At 55.1% G+C, this 15906-nt stretch carries 11 protein-coding genes; 9 read left to right on the top strand and 2 right to left on the bottom strand.

Features of this window, described 5'->3' with window-relative positions; translation table 11 throughout:
- Window positions 1-10: 10 nt before the first annotated feature.
- From ACO2Q8_RS01150 to ACO2Q8_RS01180, 7 genes are all read left to right on the top strand, one after another.
- Window positions 11-1651, top strand: coding sequence for a SusD/RagB family nutrient-binding outer membrane lipoprotein (locus ACO2Q8_RS01150; RefSeq protein WP_423342934.1), 1641 nt, complete (start codon window positions 11-13; stop codon window positions 1649-1651).
- A 138-nt stretch (window positions 1652-1789) separates the two neighbouring features.
- Window positions 1790-3040: a hypothetical protein gene (locus ACO2Q8_RS01155; RefSeq protein WP_423342935.1), complete on the top strand. Its 1251-nt coding sequence runs from the start codon at window positions 1790-1792 to the stop codon at window positions 3038-3040.
- Window positions 3041-3152: 112 nt separating this feature from the next.
- The gene (locus tag ACO2Q8_RS01160) at window positions 3153-4535 is read left to right on the top strand and encodes a PhoPQ-activated pathogenicity-related family protein (protein ID WP_423342936.1); all 1383 of its coding nucleotides are present in this window, start codon (window positions 3153-3155) and stop codon (window positions 4533-4535) included.
- 67 nt (window positions 4536-4602) lie between these two features.
- On the top strand, window positions 4603-6393 hold the full coding sequence (locus ACO2Q8_RS01165; RefSeq protein ID WP_423342937.1) for a fibronectin type III domain-containing protein: 1791 nt from the start codon (window positions 4603-4605) through the stop codon (window positions 6391-6393).
- Window positions 6390-7187, top strand: a complete 798-nt coding sequence (locus ACO2Q8_RS01170) for a glycerophosphodiester phosphodiesterase (RefSeq protein WP_423342938.1) — start codon at window positions 6390-6392, stop codon at window positions 7185-7187. The genes ACO2Q8_RS01165 and ACO2Q8_RS01170 overlap by 4 nt, the downstream gene beginning before the upstream one ends.
- Before the next feature lie 208 nt (window positions 7188-7395).
- Window positions 7396-8310: a YybH family protein gene (locus ACO2Q8_RS01175; RefSeq protein WP_423342939.1), complete on the top strand. Its 915-nt coding sequence runs from the start codon at window positions 7396-7398 to the stop codon at window positions 8308-8310.
- Between the two features lie 7 nt (window positions 8311-8317).
- A complete protein-coding gene (locus tag ACO2Q8_RS01180) occupies window positions 8318-9058 on the top strand; it encodes a prolyl oligopeptidase family serine peptidase (protein WP_423342940.1) in 741 nt (246 codons plus the stop codon).
- On the opposite strand, the gene ACO2Q8_RS01185 is transcribed toward ACO2Q8_RS01180, so the two are convergent.
- Window positions 9041-10324, bottom strand: coding sequence for a sensor histidine kinase (locus ACO2Q8_RS01185; RefSeq protein WP_423342941.1), 1284 nt, complete (start codon window positions 10322-10324; stop codon window positions 9041-9043). The genes ACO2Q8_RS01180 and ACO2Q8_RS01185 overlap by 18 nt on opposite strands.
- 413 nt (window positions 10325-10737) lie before the next feature.
- Window positions 10738-12015: a hypothetical protein gene (locus ACO2Q8_RS01190; protein WP_423342942.1), complete on the bottom strand. Its 1278-nt coding sequence runs from the start codon at window positions 12013-12015 to the stop codon at window positions 10738-10740.
- Between the two features lie 188 nt (window positions 12016-12203).
- On the opposite strand from ACO2Q8_RS01190, the gene ACO2Q8_RS01195 reads away from it, so the two are divergent.
- The gene (locus ACO2Q8_RS01195) at window positions 12204-13439 is read left to right on the top strand and encodes a DegT/DnrJ/EryC1/StrS family aminotransferase (RefSeq protein ID WP_423342943.1); all 1236 of its coding nucleotides are present in this window, start codon (window positions 12204-12206) and stop codon (window positions 13437-13439) included.
- A gap of 93 nt (window positions 13440-13532) precedes the next feature.
- Entirely contained in the window at window positions 13533-15863 is a 2331-nt protein-coding gene (locus ACO2Q8_RS01200; RefSeq protein ID WP_423342944.1) for a hypothetical protein, read from the top strand.
- The last annotated feature ends 43 nt before the right edge of the window (window positions 15864-15906 follow it).

The raw sequence follows: 15906 nt of genomic DNA on the forward strand, positions 1-15906 counted from the left end.
TTTTTGTATCATGAAACTCGTTACTAAAAAAATCATAGGTCTCGCCGTGCTGTTTTCCCTGACGGTCTTTTCGTGCAAGGACCTGACGGAGTTGAATGTAAATCCCAACGGAGTGGACCCCACCTCGGCACACCCGAACCTGGTTTTATCGACCGTACTGACCGAATCGGGCAAAGCCTTTGTCAACCTCGGTTATCAGGACATTGCCGGGGTGATGCAGCATACTCAGAAGGATGGCTGGGGCAGCAGCCACAACGAATACGACTGGGGTGGAAGCCAAAGCTGGAGCAGCTACTACGACATCCTGCGCAACAACCAGTACGTATACGACCGCTCCGTCGAACTCGGTTTCGAACTGCACCAGGGCATTGCGCTCGTCATGAAATCCATGCTGTTTGGGCTAATTACCGACCTCTGGGGCGATGCACCCTACAGCCAGGCGCTGAAAGGCCTCGAAGGCGGAGCCGCCAACACCTTCCCGGTTTTCGATTCGCAGGAAACGATTTACACCGGTATTCTGGCCGATCTTGAAAAAGCCAACACCCTGCTTTCCAAAGCCAAAAGTGCCTACACGAGCAACGCCGATGCAGCCGATGTGTATTACAAAGGCGACCCGGCCAAATGGCGGAAGCTCGCCAACTCGCTGGCTCTCCGGTATTACATGCGGCTTTCGCAGAAAAAACCGGACGTCGCCAAAGCCGGTATTGAAAAGATCGCGGGGAATGCAACGCAGTATCCGATCATCACCGCTTCTGCCGATGATGCCGCCATGCCGTTTGCGGGCAACAGCAACGACGATTCCTGGCCGGCCAATACGATCTACGACGCCAGCGAAAGCAATTACCGTCGGTTGAAAATGGCCGATACGTTTGTCAAATACCTGCTGGCGGTCAACGACCCGCGTCTGCCAATCTGGGCGGCTAAAGTCCAGATCCCGCTGGTAGTCGATGCGACGCTTCCGGCAAAAACCGACAAAATCGTGGATGGTAAACGCTACCTTTCCCCCGATATGGTGGCCGGGAAAGAAGTCAATACCGATCCGAACTACGTGGGATTGCCCACGGCCATTGTCGGTGGATCGACCTATAACCTCAGCAATACCGGTGAACAAGCCGCCAAAAATCCGCACGTGTCGTGGCTCAATGACATTTACCGGCAAGCCAAAGGTCCGTTGCTGAAAGCCCGGTTGGTGTCGGCGTCGGAAGTCAATTTTATTCTGGCGGAAGCCGCCCAGAAAGGCTGGGCCGCCGGGGATGCCAGGGCCCGCTACGAAGCCGGTATCAAAACGTCACTGGAAGCCTGGGGCGTCAGCAGCGCCTATACGGCCTACATCGCCCAGAAAAATGTGGCGTACAACGGCACTCAGAAACAGCTCATCGAGCAAAAATGGATCGCGAGCTGGACAGCCGCCACCGAAGCCTGGTTCGACTACCGCCGAACCGGTTTCCCGGAACTCATCGCGGGGCCTAATGCGAAGCGGAAAGTCTTGCCGGTCCGGTTTTTCTACATGCTCGACGAACGGAACCTGAACAAGGCCAATGCCGATGCCGCCCTGAACCGGCTGGAACTGACGCCCTATTCGGAAGCCGACGGCAAAAACAGCCCCTGGTCGAAACCCTGGGTGTTGCAGGGAACGGGTAAGCCGTGGTAACTGGATGGTTTAGATGCTGGATACTAGATGGCGGGATGCTGGATGGTAGCGCTGATCGGGACCGGGCGGCCGGCGCCGTTCCATATCCCGATCCTAACTGTTTAGGATTTTTAATTCGATCTTCCGAAAGAATTATTCATGAATAAGACATTCTTATTTTTCATTTTGGCGTTCATCACCGCGTCTGCCCACGCTCAACAATTCCGAGCGGGGGCGGCTGTGCGGGTGATTACGCCCAATCCGTTGCTGCCGATTTCGGGCGGAATCGGAACGCCGAAGAAAGCCACGGAGAAGAAAGGAGATCTGTTCGTGCGGGCGATGGTGCTGGAAAAGGGCACCACCCGCGTCGCCATCGTCAGCGTCGATAACCTGGGCTGGCCGTCGGTGCTGGGCAACCGATCGCGGGCGCTCATCAAAAGTATTCGTCCCGAAAACGTACTGATCGGGGCGACGCACACCCACAGCGGCCCCGATGCCTACGGTTTTCCGGATCAGTCGGGAAAGGCACTGGCCGATTTGCCCTACCTGGACAACTGCGTCCGGCAAATTGCCGAAGCCGTCGAGGAGGCCGTCACGAAACTACAACCCGCGACGCTGAAAGTTGCCGTGGGCGAAGCGAAGGGCAAAATTGCCTTCAACTACTACGCCGACGAACTCTATGACCCGCGCTGCGGGGTGATTCAGGCGCTGTCGGCTTCGGGAAAACCGATTGTGACGCTGGTCAATTACGCCATTCATCCCGAGGTAATCGGCTCGGGCCGGGGCATTCTGAGCCCGGATTTGTGCGGCCCGCTGTACGACAAAATCGAGTCGAAAACCGGGGGCGTGGCCCTGTTCATGAACGGAGCGCAGGGCGGCATGGTGACGGCGGATGTTCGGCGGCAAGGCGGCAAGGAAGAAAACACCTGGGAAGAATGCATCCGGATCGGCGAGCTGCTCGGCGAGGAAGCCCTGCGGCTTGTTGGCACGGCCCCTGTCTTAGAGAACCCGTCGTTGTATTGTGCGTCCCGATCGGTCGCGTTTCCGATTGAATCAGAGATGATGAAATACATCATCAAAAAATCACCGCTGGGTTACCAACTGACGGATGCGGATAAGGTATCGACTCAGATCAACCTGCTGAATATCGGCCCCGCCCAAATACTGACCATTCCGGGCGAAGCGTTACCTAATATCGGATATTACGTCAAACGGCACATGAATACAAAGTTTCCGTTTCTGTTCGGACTGACCAACGACGCCTTCGGCTACATGTTAACCAAAGTCGATTTCAACAGTTTTAAACGCTATGAGTACATCAGCCGGACCAGCCTGGGCGAGATGACCGGCGAAATTTACATCGATAACGCCCTGAAATTCATCACCGAAAGTCCCAAACCCACGCCCTGACCAAAAGCAGGGCTGTCCTATGGATAACCCCGGATGCAATCCGGGGCGGGCTGCCGGGACCGTGGGCAAGGCCGGGACAACCAAGGCCCAAACATCCTGAAAACCAATGATCATGCTGAAACACTTGTTAACACCCTGCCTTCTCCTGCTAACCCTGGTGCTGCCGTCGTTCGATGCGCCGAAAAAAGCACCGGTCACACCCGCCACCGCCCTGCAAAGTTACCTAAACAACGGCGACAAGTCGTTCCGCTGGGAACTGAAAGATTCGTTCGAAATCGACGGGCTGAAAGCCTACAACCTGCTGCTGACCTCGCAGAAATGGCGCGAATTTACCTGGCGGCACCAACTCACCCTGCTGGTCCCGACGGAAAACCGGCACGACGGCGCGCTGCTGTTCATCACGGGCGGTTCCAACAAAAACGAGCAACCCAACTGGAACGACAAAGGCAAAGGGGACAAGGTGGTGCAGGGCCTGGCCGGGATTGCGGTTAAGAACAAGGCCATCGTCGCCCTGCTGCGCCAAACGCCCAACCAGCCTTTTTTCAACGACCTGACCGAAGACGCTCTGATTTCGTATACCCTCCACAACTTCAAAAAAGACGGCGATTACACCTGGCCGCTGCTATTTCCGATGGTTAAAAGCGCCGTGCGGGCGATGGATGCCATGCAGGAGTTTTCGAAACAAACGTTGAAACACGATATCAACCGGTTCGTGGTGTCGGGTGCTTCCAAACGCGGATGGACCACCTGGCTCACCGGCGCCAACGACAAGCGCGTAACGGCCATTGCGCCGATGGTCATCGACATACTTAACATGCCCGTCAGCCTGGATTATCAGGTGAAGGTTTGGAAGGATTATAGCGTGCAGATCGAAGATTATGTGAAGCTCGGCATTCCGCAAACCGCCAAAACCGAGAGCGGCAATGCCATCAATACGATGGTCGATCCGTACATGTACCGCAAAAACCTGACAATGCCGAAGATGATCTTCATGGGAACGAATGACGAATACTGGGTGGTCGACAACATCAAAAATTACCTCGACGATATTCCGGGGCAGAATTTCATCCATTATGTCCCGAACGCGGGCCACAACCTGGGCGATGGCAAGTCGGCCTTTGAGGGCCTGGGCGCTTTCTTTGGCCTGACGATGAATAAAAAACCGTATCCGATTTGTGCGTGGACGGTTTCGCCGACGAAGAAAGATGTAACGGTTTTGGTCAAAACCACGCCCGGTGCACTCGTGGATGCGATTGTCTGGTCGGCCAACTCCACCGACTCCGATTTCCGCAACGAAACCTGGACCAGTAAAAGCCTGGGTGTCAAGAACAAGGCCAACGTCACCGTGACGGAAGCGTACCCGACATCGGGTTACCATGCCTTCTACGTCGACCTGAAATACGCCGATCCGAACGGCGGAACCTATACCGAAAGCACCCGCATGTTTGTAACCGATAACGACGAAGTATTTCTAAAACCGAGTTCATTTCAGTAAACTCCTGTCAGCGCCGGGCCGTCGATACGGTCGAAGACCCTGACAGGGGTTTTATCACCCACCCACAATGAAGAGATCCCTTATTGCTGCCCTGCTTACGACACTGGGCGCTCAACTCGTAGTATCCGCCTGCCGAACCGAAGCTCCTTCCACTGCAACGACCGTAAAAGATGTGATGGATGGTGCCGTCACCCGGCTCTATGAAACCCTGAAACCGGAACAGCTCGACACCCTCGGCCAGTCGTACATCCTGCGGTTTTTGACCGAAAGCGAAAAAGAGGTGCTGGCAACCCAGTACCTGACCTTCGAGGTCGATCAACCCGTAACGGTTTCACTGATGCGGCACCAGGACCAGAAAATCCTACCGTTCTGGCTGGAACCGAGCGGTTTTCGAAAAACCGGGATGGTGGTTAAAAATGAGGAATACATTTACGAGGTCTGGCAAAAAAACTTCGACGCCGGAAAAGTTTCACTGGGTATCAACGGTTTCGACAAGCACCGGCCGGTGTATTTCATTAGCGTGGGGCCGCAAAAACCGGGCGATCAGGTGACGATTTCCAACGTTTTCCCGAAACACCAAACCCTGGATTCGCTGCGCGTCGGGGTATTTACCTACCACGACTGGAGCGACCTAACCCTGACTGAAGTACCGGAAATCCTGCGCGGGCAGACGCTGTTCCAGACCATCCGGGGCCGGGCGCGGGAAGCCCATTTGATTGGAGCCTTTCGGAAAACAACCACACCTTCGTCCCCAAAACCGGATCAGATTCTGCTGAGCTGGAGCGGTGATCCGGGCCAGACGATGGACGTTCAATGGCGAACGGCGGCTTCGGTTGCCGAGGGGTCGGTGCAGTATTGGGAAATCGGTTCGAACGATACGCTTTCGGCCCCGGTCACCGCGTTCCGGATGGAAGACCGGTTGTTGCAGAACGACCGGTACGTGAACCGGTTTACGGCCCGGCTTTCCGGGCTTCAGCCCGGTGGTACGTATGGCTACCGGGTGGGGTCAAAAACCGGCCCTTGGTCGGCCCCGGCCACGTTTACGACCCAAGCCGCTGAGCCGAACAGGTTTTCCTTTATCTGGTTTGGCGACACGCACAAATCGCCGGATTGGGGTTCGATGGCCCGGCAAACGCTGGGCCGCCATCCCGAAATTGCTTTTTATTCGATCGCCGGGGATTTGGTCAGTACGGGCCTGCACCGCGACGAATGGGACGAACTCTGGCAGCATTCGGGCGGGATTTTTAGTCAAAAACCACTGCTACCGATTCCGGGCAACCACGACAGCCAGGATGGTTTGGGAGCCTGGATGTACCAGGAAATGTTCAGTTTACCGAAAAATGGGCCGAAAAACCGGGACGTTCCAACGGAGCAAACCTACGCGTTTACGTACCAGAATGCGCTCTTTCTGATGATCGACGCGACCTCGCCCCTCGAAGCGCAAACCGCCTGGATCAAAGAGGAACTGGCAAATTCGAAAGCCGACTGGAAGTTCGCGTTCTTTCATTTTCCACCGTACAATTTCGAGGAAGATTACGCCGACATTCGGAAAGCATGGTGCAGCCTGTTCGACCAATACCACGTCGACATGGTTATGAGCGGGCACGTTCATTATTACTTACGAACTAAACCCATGCGGGCCGAAAAGCCGGTTTCCTCACCGGCTCAGGGAACGATTTACACCATTTCGATCGGGATTCCGAGCCACCACGACGAATGGCCCGACGAACCATATGCCCAGGTTCGCTACAATGATGGCCCGTTTTACCAGCACCTGAAAATCGACGGCAAATCGCTGGTGTACACGGTTTTCGACAAGTATGGGAAGGTGAAAGATGAATTGAAACTTACGAAATGACCTTTACCCGCCCTTATTTTCTGCTCCTGCTCGGCCTGCTGATCCTCGGTTCCGCCCACGCCCAACCCGCAATTTCGGCCCACCGGGGTTCGTCGCTGGTCGCCCCGGAAAATACCCTGGCGACCTTCCGAACGGCACTGAAAATGCCCGTGGGTTACCTCGAAATCGACGTTCGGACGACGAAGGACGGCCACCTGGTGATTCTACACGACGGCCTGCTCGACCGGACCACAACCGGTACGGGACCGGTGCAAAATCTGACACTCGCCGAAGTGAAACAACTGTCGGCGGGGAAAGGCTTTGGAGAAAAATTCAACGGCGAGCGGGTGCCGACACTGAACGAGGTATGCCAATTACTCCGCGACTGGAACAAAACCCATACCCAAAAAGTCAATCTCTACGTGGATTGCAAAGCGGTGTTACCAAAACCGCTCGTGGACGAGTTGGCCGCATTTGATCTTTTGACCGACGCAGTTTTTTACGGTTCCGACGCGTTTTTGGAGTCGTTGAAACAGGTGTCGCCCACCGCGAAGCTCATGCCTTCGTTACGCAATGCCGACGAACTGCCCGGCAAGATGCAGCAACTCCAGCCGTACGCGTTCGACGTGCGCTGGGCGTCGCTTACGCCGGAACTGGTCCAGCAGATTCACGCCCACGGGATTCGGGTCTTCTCGGACGCGCTGGGCTTTTTTGAGAACGCCGAACAATACCTGAAAGCCGCCCGCCTAGGCGTGGATGTGATCCAGACGGATTATGTGCTGCGGGTGAGCCAGGCGCTGAAGGAAATGAAATAAAAAACGGGACGCTTGCCTGATTTCCACTTTGTCAAGGGGGGTGTGTATTTGGTCCATCCCAGCCTGTGGGTGGTCAACTCCATTTTATTCTCACCCGGCTACATTCTACATTCGATGGAAAACCGCTTTTCAAGCCAAGCCAATGTTGTTCATCATTTCCCGTATGGGCTCTTGTAAATCCCGGAACAGCCTCTTTCGGTGGAGAGTCATGATCCTGTTTGTCCTCCACGTTGCGGGGAATACCAGAGGATTCTCCCAAAAACCGCCCTCTATTCAACAGCGGTTGCAGCAGCATTCCGAAGCCCTCGTGACCGCCGAAAAAAACGGCGATCTGGATCGTTTTCTGCATTCCTATGCCCCGAACGCCATCGTCATGCCGGAATACCAGCTTACCCGAACGGGTTTGCGGGAAATTCGCGAATTTTATCAGGAACTCTTCCAACGGCAACAAATCAGGACGTTGGAACACAAGGCCGATGAATGGCTCTGGCTCACCGACAGCGCCATTGTTGAACTAGGCACCTTCCGGAAACAATTCATCGACCCCACGCTGGGCGACAGCCTCCAGACCCACCGGGGCCAATACTGGCACATCTGGCGCGTCCAGCCGGATGGAACGATCAACCTCCAAGGCGAAGCCTACGGTTTTTTTCACCCGGTAACGCAACCGGAACGGCTGGTCGTCGCGACCGGAAAACAACCCGACGAACCGGAAATCTACGCGGATCGCACCCCGCCTTTCGAATTACTGGCCTACAATGCGCTCATGGAAAAGGGCGTGCGTACCCGAAATGGGCCCCTGCGTTCGTCGTTTTTTACGGAAGATGGCAGCTTCAAACCGTTCGCGGAGGAACTGGTAACCGGCCTGCCCCAAATCAAACCGTACCTGATCGCCTACAGCAGCCGGGGTGTTGTCACCATTGACTCGGTCCGCTGCTACACCTACGCATCTGACACCTTCGAACGCTACACGCTGGAATACGCCATGTTTAAAGTGCAATGGCACCGGGCCGACGCAGCCGGTCGCACCGAGGGCAAAGGCATCCGGATCTGGAAACGGCAACCGGACCATTCGCTCAAACTGTACCGTGAAATTGGTACCCACAATCACCTCGAACCCTGAAGACACTGTGAAAACTCTGTTAAAAACCGTTTTTCTCTTTGGAGTATGGCTCCAGTTCCCCGCCGGTGCCCAAACCGCCTGGCACCACAAAGAATATAAAAAAAGCGACTTTCAGGGGTTGCGTTATGGGCTGTTCACACCCCGAAATTACCAACCGGGCAAGGCGTACCCGCTCATCGTCTACCTGCACGGCAGCCGGGATACGGTTTCGCGGGACAATTTCTGGTACCAGGCAGCGATTCAAAACGAGCACCCCTGCTTTGTGCTGACGCCCAAATGCGAAGAACCCGAACAAGGCTGGGGCAACACCTGGACCGACACACACACCCCCGCGATGCAGAAAACCCTGGCCCTGGTCGATTCGCTGGTGCAACACTATGGCATTGACAAAAACCGGCTCTACCTGTACGGCATTTCGATGGGCGGTTTTGGTGTCTTTTCCGTTCTGGCCAAAGAACCCGATAAGTTTGCCGCAGCGTATGCCGTTTGTGGTGGCTCGAACGAGTCGGCGGCTTCCCGCATCCGGACACCCCTCTGGATTTTTCACGGGGCTGACGATGACATCGTCCCGGTACGGCTTTCCCGAAATATTTACCACGAAATGCTGAAAATAGGCTCGAAAACCGTTCGCTATACGGAGTACCCCGGTGTTAAACACAACAGTTGGGAGAACGTCAATCGGGAAAAAAGCCTCCCGGCGTGGTTGTTCGCCCAGCAGAAACCAGCCCCCTCACCCGGCCGCCGGTAATCGGAGAAAAAACGTGGTTCCCACGCCGACCTGGCTGTCAAACCAGATCGTGCCGTTCTGGGCTTCGGCATATTCCCCACACAGAAAAAGGCCGAGCCCGACGCCCCGTTCCTTGTGGGTACCGTAGGTGGGCTGGGCTTTCAGCGAAAAAACATGGTCTTTGTCTTCGTCCCGAATCCCCCGGCCGTCGTCTTTGACCGTCATCCGGTACGACTTTCCATCCGGTATGGCATCGACAACAATTGACCCGCCGGTATCCGTAAATTTGATGGCGTTGCCCACCAGATTCCGGATAATCAACTGAAGCATAGCCGCATCCGCCAGCACTTCCGGCGTCAAACCCACCCGAAAATCCAGTTGAATGGCCTTTCTGGCCGCCAGGGGTTTGTAAATTTCGATAACGGGTTTCAGGCACTCAAAAAGGTTGACCGGCTTCAGCGTAACCGTCGTTCCTTTCATCTGCGTAGTGGACCAGGACAGCAGATTGAACAGCATTTCCTGGGTATAATTAACGCCATCCAGTAAATCCGACTCGATCAATCGCCGTTGATCAGTGTCCAGATTGGTTTCTTTCAAAACTTCCAGGTATTGCTGCACCGACGCCAACGGCGAGCGCAAATCATGCGATACGATGGAAAACAGCTTGTTTTTCTCTTCATTCAACCGCTCCAGCACCAACGACCGTTCTTCGACCCGCTGTTGCTCCACCTTGTAAGTTCTGGTAAAAAAAAGGGTTCCGAAATAGAGAAAAAAGACATTGATCAGATAAGTGGATGCCAAATCGATGGTGTGCGCCAGCCGATCCGGGTAGAATTCGAGGACGGTTTTAGGATACAGGTACTCGACCGTCACCAGCGTCAGGACGACCACGGTATTCAGGACCGTCCAAAAACCGGCGTGCCGGGCTGGTCCGGCAATCAGCAAGAGAAACAAGGTGGTATTAAAGCCCAGCAGCGAAGAGCCGACCATGCCGGCATTGAAAAAATAGTTGACGGCAAACAGAAAGGTCACCACCAAACCCGCCAGCGGAATAGCGACGACAAACTTTTTTTGAATTCGAGCCAGGTAGTAAATATAAAACCCGGCCAGAAAGAGTCCCAGAAAAATCCAGCCGGTTTCGAACAGTCCGATAATAAAGCTGAACAGGACATTGTAGCCCATTATCCCAATCGTCAGAATACAGATCCCATTAAAAATGCGCCCTTCGAGCGGAAACACCTCCGGGCTTCCAATTAGTCTATAAAATGTATTCTGAACTGTTTTCAACCGACTTCCCCGCGTTTAGTCAGTAAATATACCAACAAATTGTGGTCGTCTGATAAACCAGCCGATCACCCCCAGCGGAATACCCAGGTCAGCCAGGATAGAAAGTCCAGCAACCCGTCGTCCCCTGTAGCAGGCCAAAGAGCTGATTCTGAGCGGCCAGCACGAAACCATCGCAAAAGTCTCGCCCCTGATCGGGTACAAAAACCACCAGCATTTTACGGTTGCGTTCAAAAAAAAGTTCGGGTATTTGCCCGGAGAATTAAACCAGTTCCGGGCACGCTTCTACTCATGCGCGGGGCGATCCAGCACCACTGGCAGCACAGCGTTCCGAAGGAGAGAAAAGTCAAAGGGTCCCGGTTTAACCTGACATTTCGGGTGGTCGGGGCTACGTAACCGCAAGGCGGTTTTTAAAGTCACTCAAAGCGCCGGTTCATGCCTTTCAGCTCACCGTGGGTGTTGATGGCAACGAGCGTTAGCAGGGCAATAAACACCAGCAGCAGCGCGAAGCCCATCGCCCACCGGCCCGGATACAGTCCGCGATGGGCAAAATCCGGCTTTGTTTTTCCGGCCAGTATCATGATAATTTGCAGGTTAGCGAGGTAAAGATACTGTTCAATCCGGTAGGTACTGACAAAAGCCCCCGTGATGAGGAAACTGAATACCGTATACAAACCCAGATTTCCCAGAAAGAAGGTCCGTACGTCGCCGTAGTTGTACCGAACCGAGTCCGTTTTGCGGTTTTGATAATACACCAAAAAACAGATCAGGCTCGTAATCAGAATAACCGCCAACGCCAGCCAACGCACCAGTTGGGCCAGCCCCGACGCGTTTTGGACGAGCTTCACCAAGGTTTCCTCCAGTCGTTTCAATTCAAAACTTTGGTCCCAAACCACAAACGGGATGAACAATGTCAGCATCAGCAGTGGCAACCAAACCCCGTTTCGTTTCGGCGCTTCGACCGGTTCCCAGGCGGAGGTAAAAGTTCCGTAGGCCATGCCAATTCCGCCAAAAAAACCGAGGGTATATTCCATCACATTCCAGAAATTAAACTTGATGCCGGAAACACTTCCCAGCACTTGCAGGAAGTTTCCGAAGGCAAAGCCAAAACCGCCACCCAACCCGGCAAAAACCGCCACCCGCAGGGCCGAAGGGTGCTCATTCCGGTACAAAAACCAGGTCAGCGCCAGCGCCATACCCAGACAGGCGGCCCACAGTTCCGAGCGCGGGGGCGTCATGAGCCAGCCCCACTGCTCGATCAGGAAAAAATAGGCAACCAGCGCACCGACAACCATTTCAACCACCAACTGATGCCAGCGTACCGGACGGTTCGGCGAGTCGGCCAGGGCCAGTCCGAACAAACCGCCCCCGATAAAACCGTAAAGACCGCCAATGATAAACAACATCAGCAGGCCGTAATACACATTCACAAAATCGGTGCCGCGCCCGTAGCCCACCACCGCGCCGTAGCTCATGATCCCGCCAATACCCCAGCCGACGGCCCCCGCCAGCGCAACCGAAAACAGCCGGGAATACCAATCGGCCCGCTTGGCGACCAGTAAAACACCCACCGCCCCAATGCCGCCCGCCCAGGCGGCTCCCTGTTCATGACCAAACTGCCCCCGGATGGCCCAGGCCGTGCCCATCGCCATCCCGGCCATGAGTAAACTCGTATAAAAAGACTTCAAATTCATGATTAGTAAGGGTTTGTGCTAAATACGTTAATCAGTCGCAATCAGGCTATTCGGATAAAATATAGGCAAACCGGATAGCCTGAAAGTCCTCTTCCGCCGTATGTACGGTGTACACTCCGCTTCGCTCCGCGAAACAGCTTTCATTATTTCGCGGAGCGAAGCGGAGTCAATACCGGTGCTTGAACAGGATGGAGAAACAACTATTTAATGAGCAATTGGCCCTTGAGGGCGGAGAGAAAACCGTGCAGACGACCTTTTCCTGGCCGATTTTTGACGAAACGGAGGTTCAGGCCGTGGCCGAGATCGTCCGGAGCGGACGTTGGGGTAATCCCGACTGTGGGGAATTTGTCGAGGCCTTCGAGCAGGAATTTGCCGCTTACTGTGGGACCAAATATGCGGTTTCCTGCGTCAATGGGTCGGTGTCGCTCCGGCTGGCGTTGATGGCCTGTGGAGTTCGGCCGGGTGACGAGGTAATCGTTCCTCCGTATACGTTCATTGCCACGGCTTCTACGGTGCTGGAGGTCAACTGCGTACCGGTTTTTGTCGACATTGACCCGGACACTTACAACCTCGATCCGAAAGCCGTGGAAGCGGCTATTACCGAGCGGACCAAGGTGATTATTCCGGTTCATTTTGCGGGGCTGGCCTGCGATATGGACGCTATTCTGGACATTGCCCGTCGCCATAACCTACGCGTCATCGAAGATGCCGCCCACGCCCACGGTGCCGAGTACAAAGGCCGGAAACTGGGCTCCATCGGCGACGTTGGCAGTTTCAGTTTCCAGTCATCGAAGAACCTGACGAGTGGCGAAGGTGGGATTGTGGTCACCAACGACGATGAGCTATACCGGATGATGGCGTCGCTGCGCAACGTCGGACGGCTTGACGGTCACCAGTGGTACGACCATTTTAATCCCGGTTGCAACTACCGCATTACGCAACTCCAGGCGGTTTTGCTTTCCCACCAGCTCAAAAGGCTCGAAGAACAGACCGTTTTGCGCAACCGGAACGGCCGGTATTTGACGGAATTGCTTTCCGAAATTGAGGGTATTACACCCCTGAGCCAGACGCCGGACGACGTGCGACATTGTTACCACCTGTACATTTTCAAATACAATGCGCCGGCCTTCAGCGGCCTTTCCCGGAAAGACTTCGTGGCCCGGCTGGCGGCTGAGGGGGTACCGTGCTCGACGGGTTATCCGCACCCGTTGTATAAGCAACCGTTGTTCCAGAACAGGAACTTCCTGTGCTACGCCATCCCCGAAACGGTGGACTACTCCACGGTCGATTGCCCGGTGGCCGAGCGGGCCTGCCGCGACGAAGCCGTCTGGATTTTTCAACACGCGATGCTCGGCAGCCGGGACGATATGCAGGCGTTTGCCGATGCGATTCGTAAAATCCAACGGATTGTTACACAGAGCTAATCAGAGATAACCAGGGTTTATCAGAGATTCACTGATGACCTCTGATTTCCCTGATTAACTCTGTGTAACAACCTTTTACCTTTCCTAACCCAAATGATTTTCCGATTTATACTTTTCCTGCCTTTTCTATTTTCAATCCTCCAACTCTCCGCTCAACCCGTTAACCTCAAAAACGCGGTCATTCTGGTTTCACCTTCCATCCCGGCTCCGATGCGAATGACGGCCCCGCAACTGCTGACGGAGGAAATTGCCAAACGGACTGCCACCTCGCTGAAACAGGTCAGCAACTGGCCGAAAGGCCCGGCCATTGTGCTGGCGTTAGCGTCAGACAAGAGCGTGGCAGGTAAAACCGTTCCAAACCGCCCAGGAACCGGTTTGCCGGAACAAAAACCGGAAGGGTTCCGGATCGTTACCGAACAAACCGCAACCGGAACCACCGTTTGGGTGCTCGGTGCCGATGCGCGGGGCGTTCTGTTTGGGTCCGGCTGGCTGCTCCGAAATCTGAAAATGGACGCCAAACGGCTCGAACTGGAGAAAACCGTCGACCTGGCCACGGCCCCGGCTTACTCGATTCGCGGACACCAACTGGGCTACCGAACCACCGCCAATTCGTACGATGCCTGGACGGTCGCCCAGTTCGAGCAGTATTACCGCGACCTGGCCATTTTTGGCACGAATGCCATCGAGGGCATTCCGTTTCACGAGGGCGACACGAAAAGCCCGCTTTTTCGGATAACGCCGAAAGAAATGCAGGTGCGCATGAGTGAATTATGCCAGAAATACGACATGGATTACTGGGTTTGGACACCAGCCACCTTCGACCTGACTGACGAAAGCCAACGAAAAGCCGAACTGGAAAAACACGAAGCGTTTTACCGCGCCTGCCCCCGGCTGGACCACATCTTTTTCCCCGGTGGCGACCCCGGCGATAACCACCCGCGCGAGGTGATGGCCTTTTTGAAAGACCTGCACGACCGCTTAATCCGCTCGCATCCCAACGCCAAAATCTGGATTTCCCTGCAAGGGTTTGACACCGAACAGATTGACTATTTTTACAACTATCTGGCGCAACTCAAACCGGCCTGGTTGCAGGGTGTCGTGTCGGGGCCGAGCAGCCCACCGATGGCCGAAACCCGGTATCGGTTGCCCAAAAATTACCAGCACCGCGAGTACCCGGACCTGACGCACAACGTGCGTTGCGAGTTTCCGGTCGAACGCTGGGATCAGGCTTACGCCCTGACGCTGGGTCGCGAAGCCATCAATCCCCGCCCTTTTTTCTTCGCCGGAATTCACGGGAAATACGCGCCGTTTACCAACGGTTTTGTGTCGTATTCGGATGGCTGCCACGACGATGTCAACAAGGTAATCTGGAGCATGCGCGGCTGGGACCCGACCAAATCGGTGAACGAAATCCTGAACGAATACAGCCGGTTTTTCTTTGGCTGGCCCCTGACCTATGGGGCCACCAACGGCATTCTGGCCCTCGAAAACAACTGGCAGGGCCCGCTGGCCCAAAACGGGGGCGTCGAAGCGACGTTTGCCTTCTGGCAGAATCTCGAAACCGCGCACCCCGAACTGAAAGCCAACTGGCGCTGGCAAATGTTGCTGCTGCGAGCGTATTACGATGTCTACACGCGTCGGCGGTTGCTGTATGAGCAGGGGCTGGAGAAAACCGCGACCGAGCTGCTTGCCCAGGCAATGGAAACAAACCTGGCCGAAACGATGGAGCAGGCCCTGGCGGTCGTGAACAAGGCCGACAAGGAGCCGGTTTCACCCGATTTGCGAAAGAAAATCGAAACCCTGTGTGCGGATTTGTTCGCGTCGATCGGTTTACAAACCAGCGTTCCGAAGTACAAGGCGAAGAATTACGAACGGGGCTGTCTGCTCGACTTTGTCGATTACCCCCTCAATAACCGCTGGTGGCTGACGGACGAGTTTAGTAAAATCCGGGCGATGAAAACTCCGCGCGAACAACTGGATCGCATCAAGTCTATCGCTTTTTGGGAAACGCCCGGCGCGGGGAGTTACTACGATGATGTGTCGAGTGGCGGCAACAGCCCGCGCGTCCGGACGATTTCCGAGGATGCGACCGACATCGCCTGGTGGAACAACGGTTCCAGCCGCGCCCGGTTGTCGAGCCAGACGTTTCAACATGCCCCGGCGCTGGAGTACGACAACCTTGACCCCGGCGCTCGCTACCTCATCCGGGTGGCAGGGTCGGGCGATGCCCTGCTGCGGATCGATGGTCAACGACTCCATCCAACCGTCTACAACAAAGAACTCGAAACCTTCAAGGAATGGATTGTGCCGCTGTCGCTTACCCAGGACGGGCGGATTTCCGTCTCCTTCGACGAACCGGAAGAATCGCACCTGAACTGGCGGCAACGCTCCAAAATCTCCGATGTCTGGTTGTTGAAGCAATAACATTTAAAGCGGTTACACAGGGTTGATCAGGGACCATCAGAGG

The sequence above is a fragment of the Larkinella sp. VNQ87 genome, assembly GCF_049445795.1.
In the GTDB taxonomy this organism is placed as follows: Bacteria; Bacteroidota; Bacteroidia; order Cytophagales; family Spirosomataceae; genus Larkinella.

Bases quoted from the DNA above. Each gene is read 5' to 3' on its own strand.
- ACO2Q8_RS01150 (WP_423342934.1), top strand. From the start codon at position 11: ATGAAACTCGTTACTAAAAAAATCATAGGTCTCGCCGTGCTGTTTTCC.
- ACO2Q8_RS01155 (WP_423342935.1), top strand. From the start codon at position 1,790: ATGAATAAGACATTCTTATTTTTCATTTTGGCGTTCATCACCGCGTCT.
- ACO2Q8_RS01160 (WP_423342936.1), top strand. From the start codon at position 3,153: ATGCTGAAACACTTGTTAACACCCTGCCTTCTCCTGCTAACCCTGGTG.
- ACO2Q8_RS01165 (WP_423342937.1), top strand. From the start codon at position 4,603: ATGAAGAGATCCCTTATTGCTGCCCTGCTTACGACACTGGGCGCTCAA.
- ACO2Q8_RS01170 (WP_423342938.1), top strand. From the start codon at position 6,390: ATGACCTTTACCCGCCCTTATTTTCTGCTCCTGCTCGGCCTGCTGATC.
- ACO2Q8_RS01175 (WP_423342939.1), top strand. From the start codon at position 7,396: ATGATCCTGTTTGTCCTCCACGTTGCGGGGAATACCAGAGGATTCTCC.
- ACO2Q8_RS01190 (WP_423342942.1), bottom strand. From the start codon at position 12,015: ATGAATTTGAAGTCTTTTTATACGAGTTTACTCATGGCCGGGATGGCG.
- ACO2Q8_RS01195 (WP_423342943.1), top strand. From the start codon at position 12,204: ATGGAGAAACAACTATTTAATGAGCAATTGGCCCTTGAGGGCGGAGAG.
- ACO2Q8_RS01200 (WP_423342944.1), top strand. From the start codon at position 13,533: ATGATTTTCCGATTTATACTTTTCCTGCCTTTTCTATTTTCAATCCTC.